We start from the raw sequence: 12991 nt of genomic DNA, 5'->3' as shown, positions 1-12991 counted from the left end.
GACGGTGCCCGGAGGAAAGACAATCTCCCCGGTGGCTGTGTCGTATTACAGGTCGTGTTCAGGCAAACCAGCCTGTCCTGGTGCTTTACCGCTATGCTGACCTCCCGTCATTGAGGATGCGCCTGATGAGATATGCCGCTGTAGTGTTGCTCAGCCTGTTGCCGTTGCTGGCCAACGCCTTGGAGCAGGGCGACAAGCTCGCCCCGTTCACACTGCTCGACCAGTACGACCAGGCCTACAGCCTTGGTGCCGACACGCAGATTTTACTGGTGGCGCGCGATATGGACGGTGCCAAGCTGGTCAAGGCGGCACTGGCCGAGCAGCCCAAGGGCTACCTGGAAGCACGCGCCGCTGTATTCGTGGCCGACATTCAGCGCATGCCTGCGCTGATCAGCAAACTGTTCGCGGTCCCGGCCATGCGCGATTACAGCTACCGGGTGCTGCTCGACCGTGATGGGCGAGTGGCCAGCCGGTACCCCGGGCAGGAGGGCCAGGTGCAGTGGTTGCAACTGCAGCAGGGCGTGCTGGTCAGCCAGCGGGCGTTCACCGATGCAGCGGCGTTGAAGGCTGCACTGGAGAATGCACCACGGCAATGAGGCCCTATCGCCGCGCCTGCAAAGAGGCGCGGTGAGTCAAATCAATCTGAACCCTCAGCGCTTGCAGCAACCCAACCCAATACATGCCATTGGGAGAGCGCTCATGGAAATCGGTACGATCTGGATCATCATCGCGGCCTTGGTCATTCTGCTGGAGATCTGGGCCATCTGGCACATCATCGGCAGTGAACGGCGCGCCGAGCGCAAGATGCTGTGGATCGTCTTCGTGGTCTACGCACCCTTCCCCGGTTTGCTGTTCTGGGCCTGGCGCGGTCCGAGGGCGGTGAAGGGCAGGGCGGTGTTGCAGGAAAAATGACGGTTTGCGGCCTCGGGCGCGGGGGCGCCTGAGGCCGTCGAGGGTCATTTGGGCAGGATGTCGAAACGCATGGCAGGACCCAGCCCGTCCACCATCAGGCAGCCGTAGAACTTCACGGTGGACAGTACGCGCAGTTCCTTGAGCGCGTCATGGATGTAATCGCGGACCAGCTTTTCAGCCTCCCGCTTGCGGTCAGCGAGGGTGGTGCCATTGAGTGTGATCATGCCAAGCAGCGTGGTTTCAATGTGCTCGACGGTGTCCAGGCCGAGCTTTTCCCGCAGATGCAGACGTGCCTGTGCCGCATCGGTTTCATCGTACGCAGGGTTGTGCGGTTTGATGGTGTAGGCCAGCTGAAAATCAAATTTGCTCATTGGTTTTCCTTCTTGATTAAAGGCCTCCATGCCGGGCTTTGCAATCTAAGGCCTGACAGCCGCTGCGCAAACACACGCTTGGTTCCAACATGACGATGCCTTGTACGAAATGTCCTACTTCAGGCTTGACCTCGAGTTAACTTAAGGTCCGATACTCCGACGCTCTTCCAACCGAGCGAGGGCTTGTCGTGACCCCATCAAGCGCATTCCAGCTAAGCAACCCCGAAGGCCTCTACGACCCCAGTGGCAACGCCTACTCCCATGTCGCCGAAGTGCGCGCTGACAGCCGTCTGCTGTTCATCGCCGGTCAGGGAGGGGAGGATAGCCAGGGCCAGTTGTCACCTGTGTTCGCCGAACAGGCCCGGCAGGCGCTGGCCAACCTGGAGCGGGCCCTGGCGTCGAAAGGTGCCAGCCTGGCCCAGGTGTTCAAGCTGACCCTGCTGATTGTCGAGCACTCCGAAGCGCGCCTGCACCAATGGGTGGCTGAGGCCGACAGGGCCTGGGGAGCGCACATGAAACCGACCTGCACGCTGATACCGGTGCCCCGGCTGGCACTGGACGGCATGCTGGTGGAGATCGAAGCAGTAGCCGCCGTCTTGCTCAAAACCTGAAAAGCCGGCTCGGTCGCCCGTGGGCGCGGGTTTACCCGCGAACACCGGCGTAGCCGGTGCCATCCTCACGGTGGTTCTTCCTTGTATATCGGTGCCGGTCCTGACTAAATGCCGCTATAACAACAATCCCACTCAGAGGTGACCACACCATGAGTACAGGCACGACCACGCTTACTGACCGCAAGACCAGCGCCTGGCTTTGGCCTGCCCTTTTCAGTCTGGTGGCGTTTGCCGCCAACTCGGTGTTCTGCCGGCTGGCGCTGAAAGACGGGGCCATCGACCCGGTATCCTTCACCGCGGTACGCCTGGCCAGTGGAGCGCTGTTTCTGCTGTTGCTGATTCGCCTGCGCAGCCCGGTGCACACCATGGGCGGCAGTTGGTGGGGCGGCTTGGCCCTGTTCCTGTACGCGTTCCTGTTTTCTGCGGCTTACCTGCAACTGGGGGCAGGGGTGGGGGCGTTGTTGCTGTTCGGTGCCGTGCAGATCACTATGTTCGGCTTCGCGTGGTACAGGGGCGAACACATCACGGTACGCATGCTGCTGGGCATGCTGATTGCCTTTACCGGCCTACTGGTGCTGCTGTTGCCTGGCGTCTCGGCGCCGCCGTTGGCCAGTGCCTTGCTGATGGCCCTGTCCGGTGTGGCCTGGGGGGTGTATACGCTACTGGGCAAAGGCTCGCCCAGGCCGCTGGCCGACACTGCCGGCAATTTTGCCCGCAGCTTGCCGTGCCTTGTGCTGCTGCTACCGATGCTGTTGCTGGGTGCCGGCCCGCACCTCACGCCACTTGGCTTGTTGTATGCCTTGGGTTCCGGTGTGCTGGCTTCTGGCGCAGGCTATGCCGTTTGGTATGGCGTGGTCAGGCAGATCAGTGCGCAACAGGCGGCGACCCTGCAACTGAGTGTGCCGGTGATTGCCGCCCTGGGCGGGGTTGCCCTGATTGGCGAACCGGTGTCATTGCGCTTGTTGATCGCCTGTGTGGTGGTGTTGGGCGGCATTGCCCTGGCGCTGGCGCCGCGCCGTTAAAAAAAGCTGCGCTGGGCCTTGAATGTGACCACGCTGTCGCAATAGGTATTGATGCCCGAATAGGCATCGCAGCTCGCGCCACTGAGGCTGGAGTTGCTGTAGATCAGGTTCAGGTCGATGCCCAGCCAGGGCCGCGACAGCTCCAGCGACCAATCGGAAAAGGTATTCACCTGGCTGCCATCGCCAATGGTGAACGGCGTGCCCAGGCGGTGGTGGGCGAGCTTGACGGTGAAGTCGACGTCGAACATCGGCAGATGGCCGAAGTCGGCGAACAGCGTGCCCGTGCGGTTGTCGGGGTTGTCGCGCAGCGCCCCGCCGAAGCGGCTGCCCAGCACCGAGATCCCCCCATACAGGGCGTAGCTGTCGGGGCCTGCGATATTGGGCTGACTGTAATGGATCAACCCTACCTCGTAGCCCAGGCTGCTGTCGAAATGGTGCTTGTAGCCCAGGTAGCTGTCCAGGCGCAGGGTCGAGTTGGGGGTGACGCCCATGCTTGGGGCGTACTGGCCCAGGTACCAGCCATTGGGGTGGCTGAGGTCGAGCCCGCCATGGAATGCGCCAACGGCACTGGGTGAGATAAGCCCTTGCGCCATGCTGCGTGAGGGGGTGGTGCCGAGTGTGAAGTCGAAATCGCCCAGTTGGCGTTTCATCTGCTGGGCTTGCGACGCGGGGCTTAAAAGCAGCGCAGCACTCAGCAACAGAAGGGGCCTGATCATGGTCTCCGTCCTGGAAGGCTTGCGGTTGAGCGGTAGAGGATACCTGCGCAGGTGGAGGGAGGGAACCGCCGGTTAGCCCGTTCAGCCTTTGGTCGAAGGTTCAGCGTCGGCAGCTTCGGTCACGACAGGCAGGTTACCGGCACGCAGGATCACCCGCCGTTGCTGCTCGTAATTGTCCAGTGACAGGCCGCGGCGCTGCAAGGCTTCCAGTTGCAACTGGCGAGTTTCCTCGGCGGTGTACGGGCGCAGTTCAGGGTGGCTGGCACAGCCGCTGATCACGGCGATGGCAAAAGCGACAAGGGTGGCGGACAGCTGGCGGGCCAAGGTGTTCATCGGTTAGCTCCAGGGCAGTCTAGGAAGCAGCGTGGGGATGGCGCTAGGTTATGCGGCCACAGCGTTCGGTAGAAATTGCCCTGCTCGATAGTGACTATCGACGGTTCCAGCGAAGTCCACCTATAGACTCGAACGCATCAACCATCCCACCTTTGAAGCGCGAAAAGTTTGCGTCCCCTCGTCTGGTCAAAAGCACTGCCATTGCTACCCTTAACCCACGCGGTCTGACCTCATGGGGATAAGCGATGCGCATGCCATTGTTTGCTTTCCTGTCGGCACTGCTTTGCCTGAGCGCTGCCCCTGGCCTGGTGCAGGCCGCAGACGTGCCCGCGCCGGATCCGGCGCCTTCCGCTGCCACGCTCGTAGCCAAGGACCCGGTGTTCTCCCAGGAGCAACTGGACCAGATGCTGGCCCCCATTGCCTTGTACCCTGATCAGTTGCTGGCTCAGGTGCTGATGGCGTCAACCTACCCGGGGCAGGTCAATGAAGCCGTGACCTGGTCCAAGGCCAACCCCAAGGCCACCGGCGACGATGCAGTCAGGCAAGTGGCCAAGCAGCCCTGGGACCCTAGCGTACAGGCACTGGTGGCCTTCCCGCAGGTGCTGGCAACGCTTGGCCAGGACCCGGTCTGGGTGCAGCGCCTGGGCGATGCTTTCCTCGCCCAGCCCGATGATGTCATGGGCAGCGTGCAGCGTTTGCGCCACCAGGCGCAGGCCGCCGGCAATCTGCAGAGCAGCCAGTACCAGAATGTAACCGTGCAGACCGCACCTGCACCTGCGCCAGCCGCCAGCGGCAGCAGCACCCAAGGGGCAGCGGCCAGCAGCCCGCCCACCACCATCGTCATCGAGCCGGCCGACCCGCAAGTGGTGTATGTGCCCAGCTATAACCCGACCACCACCTATGGCACCTGGGCCTACCCGGCCTCGCCGCCGGTGTATTACCCGCCGCCGCCCATGTACTACCCCGGTTCCGCGCTGGTGGCCGGCCTGGCCTTCGGTACCGGCGTGGCGATTGTCGCCTCGTTGTGGGGCGATTGCGACTGGGACAACAATGACATCGACATTGACGTCAACCGCTACAACAACCTCAACGTCAACAACCGCATCACCAACAACCAGAACAAATGGCAGCACAATTCCGCCAACCGAGACGGTGTGCCATACCGCGACTCTCGCAGCCGTCAGCAGTATGGCCGCCAACTGGACGGTGCCACTCAGCGCACCGCGTTCCGCGGCGACGACGCCCAACGGGCCCAGGCCCGAGACAAAGCCAGGGCATCGATGGACCGCGCAGGTATCGAACGGCCGGCTACCAGTAACCGTCAGGCCCGCGAGCAAATGCGCGAGGCCAAGGCAGGCAGTCCCGACGGCAACCGCATGCTGTCCCGGGATGATGGCGCGCGGGCTACTGACCGTCGGCAGGAAACCCGCAATGACCAAGGCCGCCAGCAGAACGGCAACCTGGCCAATCAACGCCGGCAGGGCGACGGCCAGGTGCGGCAGCCGGCGCAGAGCCGTCCTGCCAATACGGCAGGCCGTGCCCGCAACAATGCCTTCGACGGTGTGCGCTCGCCGTCGCGCACCAGCGTGCAGGCCAACCGCGGCCGTACCAGCCAGTCGTTCGCTCAGCGGCCCGGTGCGTCGCGTGCCGCCGGGCACCCGATCTCCCGGCCCAGTGCGCCCGCGCGTCGCGGCGCAGGAGGCCGTCGATGAAGCGCCCAACACTCGCTGCATTGCTGCTGACGGCAGGTCTGGCCTGGTCGTTCGTGGCCGCTGCCCAGCAAGCCTTCCCAACGCCGGAGAAGGCCGTGGAAGCCTTTGTCGCGGCGCTGGGCCAGGAAAAACCTGATGAAGCCCGCCTGGCCCAGTTGCTGGGCGATGACTGGCGCACCTACATACCGCGCGGTGGTGTGCAACGCAGCGATGTGGATACCTTTCTCGAGCAGTATCGCGCACAGCACAGCATCGACATGTCAGGCGAGGGCAAGGCCATCCTGGCGGTGGGCGCCGGTCACTGGACCTTGCCCATACCGCTGACCAGAACCAGCCAGGGCTGGCGCTTCGACCTCAAGGCGGGCAGTGCCGAAATCCGCGCCCGTCGTATCGGGCGCAACGAGCTGGGTGTTCTGCAGTCGCTGTTGGCCTATCACGATGCGCAAATGGACTACGCGACCCAGGACCATAACGGCAATGGTGCGCTGGAGTACGCACAGAAGATTTTCAGCGAGCCGGGCAAGCATGACGGGCTGTATTGGGATGACGATGGCGACGGTGACGTCAGCCCGTTGGGCCCGCTGTTCGGCCAGGATGTGGTCGGTGACGCCTGGTATGGCTACCACTTCCGCATCCTGGATGCACAGGGCCCATCCGCCCCGGGCGGTGCCTACAGCTACCTGATCGGCAACCAGATGAGCCGTGGCTTCGCCATGGTCGCCTGGCCGGCCAAGTACGACGACACCGGGGTGATGAGCTTCATGATCAGCCATGACGGCCAAGTGTTCGAGAAAGACCTCGGGCCGCATGGCGACAGGCTGGCGAAGGAGATGAAACGCTTCGACCCGGATGACAGCTGGAAAGTGGTGGATGTGGCGGCGGGGGATTGAGCCCGCACAGCCAACGCAGCTGCGGCCCCTGTGCAAGCGGGCACGTTTCCGTAGCTTTTATCAGTGCGTACGCGTAGCCCGCACTTCGCTCGCCGTGCACCCATACTGCTGGCGAAACGCGCGGGTGAATTGCGCCTGGTCGGCAAAACCCCAGCGAAATGCCAGTTCGCCGATGGCCAGGTGGCAATGCGGGTCGCGCAGTTGCCGGTGCACGGCCTCCAGGCGTTGAAGGCGTACCCACTCATTAAGGGTGTAGGGCGTGATCGCGAACAGCTTGTGCAGATAACGCAGCGACAGCCCACAGGCGCCGGCGATGGTTTGTGGCGACAGCTCGGGGTCACCCAGGTTTTGCTGCACGTACTGCTCGACCCGCGTCAGGTGCAGGGTGCTGAGGTTGCTGCCTTCGCTGCCCAGCACGCGCTCATCCTGCTGCAAGGCCAGCAGCAGGGTGGCGGAGGCCTGTTCCAGCAGTAAATGCCGGGCTGCCGGGGGGCTGGTGTCGAAATGGCGGGCACACAGGTCGAGTTGCTCGACGAAGATGCGCCCCAGGCCCTGACGGGCGTCGAAGCAATGCCGGGTATAGCGCTTGTGCCCCAGCAGGTTGGCTTTGAGCGCACGCTCGGGCAGCTTGAGCACCCACAAGTCGTTCTGCGTGCCGTAGTGGAAGCGGTAGGGTGCATCGCCGCGCTCGACGATGAAACCGCCCGGGCTGCAACTGATCTGGTGGCCGTCCTGTTCAAAGTGCACCTCGCTGCCATGCGGCACGGTCACCAGGTAGAACGCTTCATGGTCCTGGCCGATGTGCGCTTTGCTGCGTGAGTAACCCAGCTGGCTGGACCGCAGGCGCGACAGGCTGAGCGGCGTGCTCGGCGTACTCCAGCGCTGCAGGTGGCCATCGAACGGCTGTCCGGCAGCAAATTCAAGGCTCAATGGGAAATAGGTGTCACTGATGGCTTCGGCCCAGCGTACCTGGCGCTCTGGCTGTGGCCAGCCGTGGGTCGAGAGTTCTGTGGGCATGGTGGGTCCTTTTTCAAAGAGGGCAGCATTGAAAAAAGGAACTGCAGGCAAGCTACTCAAGCAGCTCTTGTTATTGTACGAACCGCCCGGCAGCGCAAAACTGCCGGGCGGTTATCAGGCCCATGATCGGCGCGCGCCGACCGCAAGATCAACCCCCGCGTGTCACCCGGTAGGTGGCCGAAGGCTCCAGGCGAGCCTGCCAGCCGGGTGGCAGGACAATATTGGTGGTGTCTTCCTCGATCACACAGGGGCCATGCACGGTCTGCCCAGGCAACAGGTGGTTGCCGTTGAACACCGGTGTGGGCTGCCATTCACCGTCGGCACTGAACAGCATCGGGCGGACGGATTGCGCGGTGGGGGCGGGGGGCTCGGCCGGCCCCTGCAGCTCGGGTTGCGGCGGGCGTGGCAGGTGGCCGATCACCGAGCACTCCAGGTTCACCAGCTCCACCGGGCTGGCGGGTTCGCTGTACGAGTACAGGGTCTGGTGCCGGCTGTGGAAGCGGCTGATCAGCGCGGCCAGCCCTGCCTCGTCCAGGCTGTGCTGCTGCAGGTCCACACTGCACTCATGAATCTGCCCCAGGTAGCGCATCTCCAGGGTGTAGTGGCAACTGCTGGCCTGGTCGCCAAAGCCGTCTTCGCGCAGGTTGGCAAGGCCTTGCTGACGTAGTTCGGCGAGGGCCTGGTTGAGTTGCGCCAGGTCGACGTGCCCGGCGTCCAGGCGCATCGACAGGCTGGTGAGCTGGTCGTAGCGCACGTCGGACAGGATCTGGCCGAACGCACACAAGCCCGAGGCCACCTTGGGGATCAGCACGGTGTGCATGCCAATTTCTTCGGCCAGGCGCACCACGTGCATGCCCGCCGCACCGCCCGCGCCGATCAGGGCGAAGTCACGCGGGTCGTGACCGCGCTCGATCGATACGCGGCGGATGCCGTTGACCATGTTCAGGTTGACCAGGGTAGTGATGCCGAATGCCGCGCGTTCCACACTGATGCCCAGCGGTTCGGCGATCTTGCTCCGGATGGCGTCCAGCGCGGCCTGGCGGTTCAGGCGGATACTGCCGCCCAGCAGTGCGCCGTCGGGCAGGTAGCCAAGAGCCAGGTTGGCGTCGGTGACCGTGGGTTCGCGGCCACCCTTGCCGTAGCACACCGGCCCAGGCATGGCGCCGGCGCTGCGCGGTCCGACCTGGAGCATGCCAAACTCGTCCAGATGGGCGATGGAGCCACCGCCGGCACCCAGGGTCTCCACCTGGATCATCGGCACGCCGATGCGCTGGCGCAGGAAGTCCACGTCCTTGCTGAAGTTGGTGCGTCCGGCGTTGGTCAGGGTGATGTCGAACGAGGTGCCGCCCATGTCCACGGTAATGACGTTGTCGATACCGAACGGCCTCGCTACCGCCAACCCGGCTTGTGGTGCCGAGGCCGGACCGGAGTTGATCGCGTTGACGGCGCGCTCACGCATCAGGTGCCCGGGCGCCAACCCGCCATTGGACTGGAAGTAGCGTACTGGCTGCTGTGCGCCAAGTTCCTGGAACAGGCTGTCGATGCGCGCCACGTAACGTGCCATTACCGGGCTGAGGTAGGCGTTGACCACGGTGGTGGAGGTGCGGGTGTATTCGCGGATCTGCGGGAACACCTCGCAGCCGGTGCAGACGAACACTTCCGGCAGGGCAGCCCGTACCAGTTCGGCGGCCCGCTGTTCGTGGCTGGGGTTGCGCACCGACCACAGGAAGGAAATGGCCACGGCCTGCACGCCTTCGGCACGGAAGTAGTCGATGGCGGCATGGATGGCGGCTTCGTCCAGCGGGCTGTGCTCACGGCCATCGCCAAGGATTCGGCCACCGATCGGGCGGCGCAGGTGGCGTGGGGCAAGCATGTGTGCCGGCGGGTAGTGGGCGTCGTAGCGGTGTCCTTCTTCCTTGTGCCCCAGGCGGATTTCCAGGCTGTCCTCGTGCCCCTCGGTGCACAGCAGGCCCACCTTGACCCCGGTGCGCTCGATCAGCGCGTTGAGGGCCACGGTGGTGCCGTTGATGCACAGGTCACAGTTGGCGATCAGTTCGGCCGGGCTACGCCCGGTGGCGTCGGCGATCTGTGCCAGGCCGGCGCGAATGGCCAGGGTGCCGTCCTGGGGCGTGGACGGGGCCTTGAACAGCTGCACGCCGCCGTCGCGATCGGCCAGGATGAAATCGGTGAAAGTGCCGCCGGCGTCTACGCCCAGGCGATATTGGTTACGCATGCGTGTTCTCCGGTTAGCGTGGGGCGCGGGCGAGGCGGGTGGCTGTTTCGTTCAGTTGGCCATCGGCATCGAGGACCACGCCATATTCCAGGGCTGCGCCTTGTGGCGAGACCAGGCCGTTGCGCACGTCCTCCAGTACTGCTGCGACCCGACGGCGAAGTGGGTCGCCGTAGCCACCACCCCCTGGGTTGATGTTGATGATGCGTTCGCCGGGCTGCAGGGTGAGCATGGGGTTCTGCGTGTAGTGGTCTTCGCGGCCATCGGCATGGCGATGGATCAGCCGGCCCAGTTTGGGCTCGAGCAGGGCATTGCGAGCCCCGGCGGCACCGGCGGTGGGCAACTGGCGGCCCTCGCCGAAGCCGACCACGGTCATGGCGTGGTCCAGCGGTTCGATCTCCAGGCGGGTGCCCGAACCACCGCGCAATTCACCGGCGCCACCACTGTCAGCCATCAGGCTGTAGCGGTGGATCAGCACCGGATACGCGTGTTCGAGCAGCTCGATATCACCGCTCATCAGCGCCCCGAAGCAGCACAGCGGGCCGCAGGCGTGCCAGCCATCCATCACCTTGTTGGCACCGGCTCCGGAAATGATCGAGGCCAGCACCATCGTCACGTACTCGCTATTGCCGTTGCGCGGGTCGCGGCCGGCAATGTTGATGCCGCTGGTATGCCCCCAGGAGGCCGTTACCCGCTGTGGCGAGGCCTGTTCCAGCGCAGTGCGCACGGCATCGGCGAGGGTTTCCATCGGCGTGGTGGTGCAATTGACGTGGGGCGCGGGTTCCTCGGCATTGCACAGCGTACCCCTGGGGCCGACATCGACCGTTACGCAGCGATACAGGCCTTCGTTGTAAGGCGGCGCCACCTGGGCGAACATCATCAGCCCCAGGTACACCCCGGATACCGAGTTGCCCTCATAGGAATTGATGAAGTACGGCACCTGCGGCGGGCTTTCGATGCGCACATGGGCCTGGTCGCCACGGATCTGCACATGGGCGGTGATGGCCAGTTCACCCAGGCCGTGGCCGGCATCTTCGAGCACGGCGGTGCCGCTGTAGTCACCATCCGGCACATCGCGCAACAGCGCCCGCATGTGTCGGTCGGCCATGTTCTTCAGTTCGGCGATGCAGGCACGCACCTGTGCCACGCCGTATTTGTCCAGCAGCTCCAGCAAGTGCCGCTCGCCGACCTTGCAGGCGCCATACTGGGCATTGAGGTCACCTTCCTGATAAGGGCGGGCGCGCATGTTGGTGAGCATGAAGTTGATCACGTCCTCACGACGCTTGCCCTTTTCCCACAGCTTGACCGGTGGAATGCGCAGGCCCTCGGCGTAGATCTCCTTGGCATCGGGGTTGTAACCCGCCGGCACCGGGCCGCCGATGTCGGTCAGGTGGCCCTTGCAAACGGTCCAGAACACCAGCTCGTCCTGGTAATACACCGGTTTGTACATGCAGCAGTCGAGAATATGGCTGCCCTTGTAGGCGGGGTCGTTGTGGTAGATCACGTCGCCTTCGGCGATGTCGTCGCCGAAGAACTCGGCCACGCACTTCATGGCCGGGATCAGCGAGCCCAGGTGGATGGGAATGTCCTGGCCCTGCAGGATCATTTCCGGCAAGTGGTCGAACAGCGAGTTGGAATAGTCGTGGGCGAGGTTGAACACACTGGAGCGCCCGGTCTTTTCCAGGGTCAGGGTCATTTCGCGTTGCGCTGTCTCCAGCGCACCCCGGACAACCGCAAGGGTGATCGGATCTACTGTCTGCATAGGTCACCAACGTTTGTTCTTGTGCTTTAGGTGCGTGCCGCGGCGGGGCGGCGCGTGGTGACAGGCTAAGGGGCGGGGTGGGGGGAAGGCTTGTCGCTGGGTGTACCGGTTGTTGTGTCTGGGCGCACTCTTGGGGTTGAGCTGCAAACCTGGGCGTAAAGCAGCCCCGGCTATCGTGCAGGAAAATTGATCTTGAGCCGTTTCGACACGGCAGTGACCTATCATTTTTAGCAGTTGCTCAATCTGCTTCAGTGCGTAAACCTTCGAATTGAACAGACCGGAGCCAGAACATGACCAACTCGATGAACACAATGCGCTTTTTCATGCAGCACGAAAGGGTTCATGTCGCGTTGTCCGACAGTATTGCCGTGGTGTACCTGAGAGCTCAATCATGTGCTCTGGCAGAAACCAGGTTAACGAAAGAAACAACCCAGTCAGCGTTACTGGCTGCGGACTTAGGGGACTCAGTGGTACGAGTGAACACTCAGGCGCAGACAGAGTCGGTTACCTACAATGTGTATGGCTTACACAGCCACGGTGAGATTCCTCCGCAGCGTCCTGCATTCAATGGGCACTTGCTGGTGAGTCACCTGTATTTACTCGGTAATGGCTACCGTGCCTATAATTCTGTCTTGATGCGCTTTCAGAGTCCAGACAGCCTAAGTCCCTTTACTGTGGGTGGTTTGAACTGTTACGCCTTCTGTACGGATGATCCGATCAATTACGCTGATCCCAGTGGGCATGGCCGCATATTGAGGTCGCCCAGCCCCACGGGGAGAATGTCGCCTGGCTGGAGTGCCGCTGGTGGGAATCGGAGAAGGCTGTCGTCAGCGAGCGAAGAAAGCATAGTGCTTGAGGTACTGAATAGCCAACCTGGCTGGAGTGCCGCTGGTGGAAAGCGGAGAAGACTGTCGTCAGCGAGCGAAGAAAGAATAGTGCAGGAGGCACTGAATAGCCAACCGGGTTGGACTACCCCTGGCTCCCCCGTACAAAGCGGCCAGGCATCAAACTCTGCTCAAGGTCTGCAGGTGGCTGGTGCAAGTTCTGCTGTTTCACGGGGCGCGCAATCAGCGGTGCCAGCAGTAGGCGTACTGGGAGATCCGAGTGAATACCGACGTCTGCCTATGGATGCCGGTGATGTTGCCATACTCGAAAAATATAACTATGAAGCAACTAGGCGCATCTCGGGTTTTGATGTTGATACATCTAGAGAAGTGCGCGCCATTGCAATAGATGTTTTGGCTAACGGCGGGAATTTGCATAGCACTCTTATGAATAGCCCATGGTTCTTCAGTCGCAAGGAGGTCCAAAATGTCCGGCGTGGTTTAATGAAAGTCCTTGAAAATCGGAAATGAAGATGAAGGCTGGCCGTCAAAATTAAACTATCTTGTTTGTTGGGGAGGAATTATACCTTC

13 protein-coding genes are annotated in these 12991 nt (G+C 62.8%); 7 read left to right on the top strand and 6 right to left on the bottom strand.

Annotation, left to right across the window (positions count from 1 at the left end; all coding sequences use genetic code 11):
• The first annotated feature begins 125 nt into the window (after positions 1-125).
• Together ACF8FB_RS08600 and ACF8FB_RS08595 are read left to right on the top strand one after the other, a co-directional pair.
• Positions 126-596, top strand: a complete 471-nt coding sequence (locus ACF8FB_RS08600; RefSeq protein WP_019751835.1) for a hypothetical protein — start codon at positions 126-128, stop codon at positions 594-596.
• Positions 597-699: 103 nt separating this feature from the next.
• A complete protein-coding gene (locus tag ACF8FB_RS08595) occupies positions 700-912 on the top strand; it encodes a PLDc N-terminal domain-containing protein (protein ID WP_003247877.1) in 213 nt (70 codons plus the stop codon).
• 44 nt (positions 913-956) lie between these two features.
• On the opposite strand, the gene ACF8FB_RS08590 is transcribed toward ACF8FB_RS08595, so the two are convergent.
• Entirely contained in the window at positions 957-1283 is a 327-nt protein-coding gene (locus tag ACF8FB_RS08590) for a hypothetical protein (RefSeq protein ID WP_019751834.1), read from the bottom strand.
• Between the two features lie 188 nt (positions 1284-1471).
• Here ACF8FB_RS08590 and ACF8FB_RS08585 point away from each other — a divergent pair, with 188 nt between their 5' ends.
• Together ACF8FB_RS08585 and ACF8FB_RS08580 are read left to right on the top strand one after the other, a co-directional pair.
• The gene (locus ACF8FB_RS08585; protein ID WP_010954380.1) at positions 1472-1894 is read left to right on the top strand and encodes a RidA family protein; all 423 of its coding nucleotides are present in this window, start codon (positions 1472-1474) and stop codon (positions 1892-1894) included.
• 149 nt (positions 1895-2043) lie between these two features.
• Positions 2044-2916: a DMT family transporter gene (locus ACF8FB_RS08580; protein WP_392509757.1), complete on the top strand. Its 873-nt coding sequence runs from the start codon at positions 2044-2046 to the stop codon at positions 2914-2916.
• Here the strand turns inward: ACF8FB_RS08580 and ACF8FB_RS08575 are convergent.
• Together ACF8FB_RS08575 and ACF8FB_RS08570 are read right to left on the bottom strand one after the other, a co-directional pair.
• A complete protein-coding gene (locus ACF8FB_RS08575; protein ID WP_010954378.1) occupies positions 2913-3632 on the bottom strand; it encodes a TorF family putative porin in 720 nt (239 codons plus the stop codon). The genes ACF8FB_RS08580 and ACF8FB_RS08575 overlap by 4 nt on opposite strands.
• 81 nt (positions 3633-3713) lie before the next feature.
• A complete protein-coding gene (locus tag ACF8FB_RS08570; RefSeq protein ID WP_064493377.1) occupies positions 3714-3965 on the bottom strand; it encodes a hypothetical protein in 252 nt (83 codons plus the stop codon).
• Between the two features lie 245 nt (positions 3966-4210).
• Here ACF8FB_RS08570 and ACF8FB_RS08565 point away from each other — a divergent pair, with 245 nt between their 5' ends.
• Entirely contained in the window at positions 4211-5677 is a 1467-nt protein-coding gene (locus ACF8FB_RS08565; RefSeq protein ID WP_392511210.1) for a DUF3300 domain-containing protein, read from the top strand.
• Positions 5674-6567 (top strand): DUF2950 domain-containing protein, encoded by an 894-nt coding sequence (locus tag ACF8FB_RS08560; protein ID WP_010954375.1) that lies wholly within the window; start codon positions 5674-5676, stop codon positions 6565-6567. Before ACF8FB_RS08565 ends, ACF8FB_RS08560 begins: the two co-directional genes overlap by 4 nt.
• Positions 6568-6627: 60 nt before the next feature.
• Here ACF8FB_RS08560 and ACF8FB_RS08555 read toward each other — a convergent pair whose 3' ends face one another.
• The 3 genes from ACF8FB_RS08555 to ACF8FB_RS08545 all read right to left on the bottom strand — a co-directional run bounded on the left by ACF8FB_RS08555 (position 6628) and on the right by ACF8FB_RS08545 (position 11576).
• Complete coding sequence (locus tag ACF8FB_RS08555; RefSeq protein ID WP_010954374.1) at positions 6628-7584, bottom strand: helix-turn-helix domain-containing protein; 957 nt, start codon at positions 7582-7584, stop codon at positions 6628-6630.
• 148 nt (positions 7585-7732) lie between these two features.
• Positions 7733-9817 carry a hydantoinase/oxoprolinase family protein gene (locus ACF8FB_RS08550; RefSeq protein WP_392511209.1) on the bottom strand — a complete coding sequence of 695 codons (2085 nt, stop codon included), beginning with the start codon at positions 9815-9817 and terminating at the stop codon, positions 7733-7735.
• Between the two features lie 13 nt (positions 9818-9830).
• Positions 9831-11576, bottom strand: a complete 1746-nt coding sequence (locus tag ACF8FB_RS08545) for a hydantoinase B/oxoprolinase family protein (protein WP_350297983.1) — start codon at positions 11574-11576, stop codon at positions 9831-9833.
• Between the two features lie 290 nt (positions 11577-11866).
• Here ACF8FB_RS08545 and ACF8FB_RS08540 point away from each other — a divergent pair, with 290 nt between their 5' ends.
• Entirely contained in the window at positions 11867-12931 is a 1065-nt protein-coding gene (locus tag ACF8FB_RS08540; RefSeq protein WP_392511208.1) for an RHS repeat-associated core domain-containing protein, read from the top strand.
• Positions 12932-12991 lie beyond the last annotated feature (60 nt).

This window comes from Pseudomonas sp. yb_2, from assembly GCF_043103905.1.
Lineage (GTDB): Bacteria > Pseudomonadota > Gammaproteobacteria > Pseudomonadales > Pseudomonadaceae > Aquipseudomonas > Aquipseudomonas alloputida.
Note: the sequence above shows the minus strand (reverse complement) of the source record. Positions and strands in the feature narration are given on the sequence as shown.

Coding starts and splice junctions, on each gene's coding strand:
- ACF8FB_RS08555 (WP_010954374.1), bottom strand. CDS start 7,584: ATGCCCACAGAACTCTCGACCCACGGCTGGCCACAGCCAGAGCGCCAG.
- ACF8FB_RS08580 (WP_392509757.1), top strand. CDS start 2,044: ATGAGTACAGGCACGACCACGCTTACTGACCGCAAGACCAGCGCCTGG.
- ACF8FB_RS08590 (WP_019751834.1), bottom strand. CDS start 1,283: ATGAGCAAATTTGATTTTCAGCTGGCCTACACCATCAAACCGCACAAC.
- ACF8FB_RS08570 (WP_064493377.1), bottom strand. CDS start 3,965: ATGAACACCTTGGCCCGCCAGCTGTCCGCCACCCTTGTCGCTTTTGCC.
- ACF8FB_RS08575 (WP_010954378.1), bottom strand. CDS start 3,632: ATGATCAGGCCCCTTCTGTTGCTGAGTGCTGCGCTGCTTTTAAGCCCC.
- ACF8FB_RS08560 (WP_010954375.1), top strand. CDS start 5,674: ATGAAGCGCCCAACACTCGCTGCATTGCTGCTGACGGCAGGTCTGGCC.
- ACF8FB_RS08540 (WP_392511208.1), top strand. CDS start 11,867: ATGACCAACTCGATGAACACAATGCGCTTTTTCATGCAGCACGAAAGG.
- ACF8FB_RS08550 (WP_392511209.1), bottom strand. CDS start 9,817: ATGCGTAACCAATATCGCCTGGGCGTAGACGCCGGCGGCACTTTCACC.
- ACF8FB_RS08600 (WP_019751835.1), top strand. CDS start 126: ATGAGATATGCCGCTGTAGTGTTGCTCAGCCTGTTGCCGTTGCTGGCC.
- ACF8FB_RS08545 (WP_350297983.1), bottom strand. CDS start 11,576: ATGCAGACAGTAGATCCGATCACCCTTGCGGTTGTCCGGGGTGCGCTG.
- ACF8FB_RS08565 (WP_392511210.1), top strand. CDS start 4,211: ATGCGCATGCCATTGTTTGCTTTCCTGTCGGCACTGCTTTGCCTGAGC.
- ACF8FB_RS08595 (WP_003247877.1), top strand. CDS start 700: ATGGAAATCGGTACGATCTGGATCATCATCGCGGCCTTGGTCATTCTG.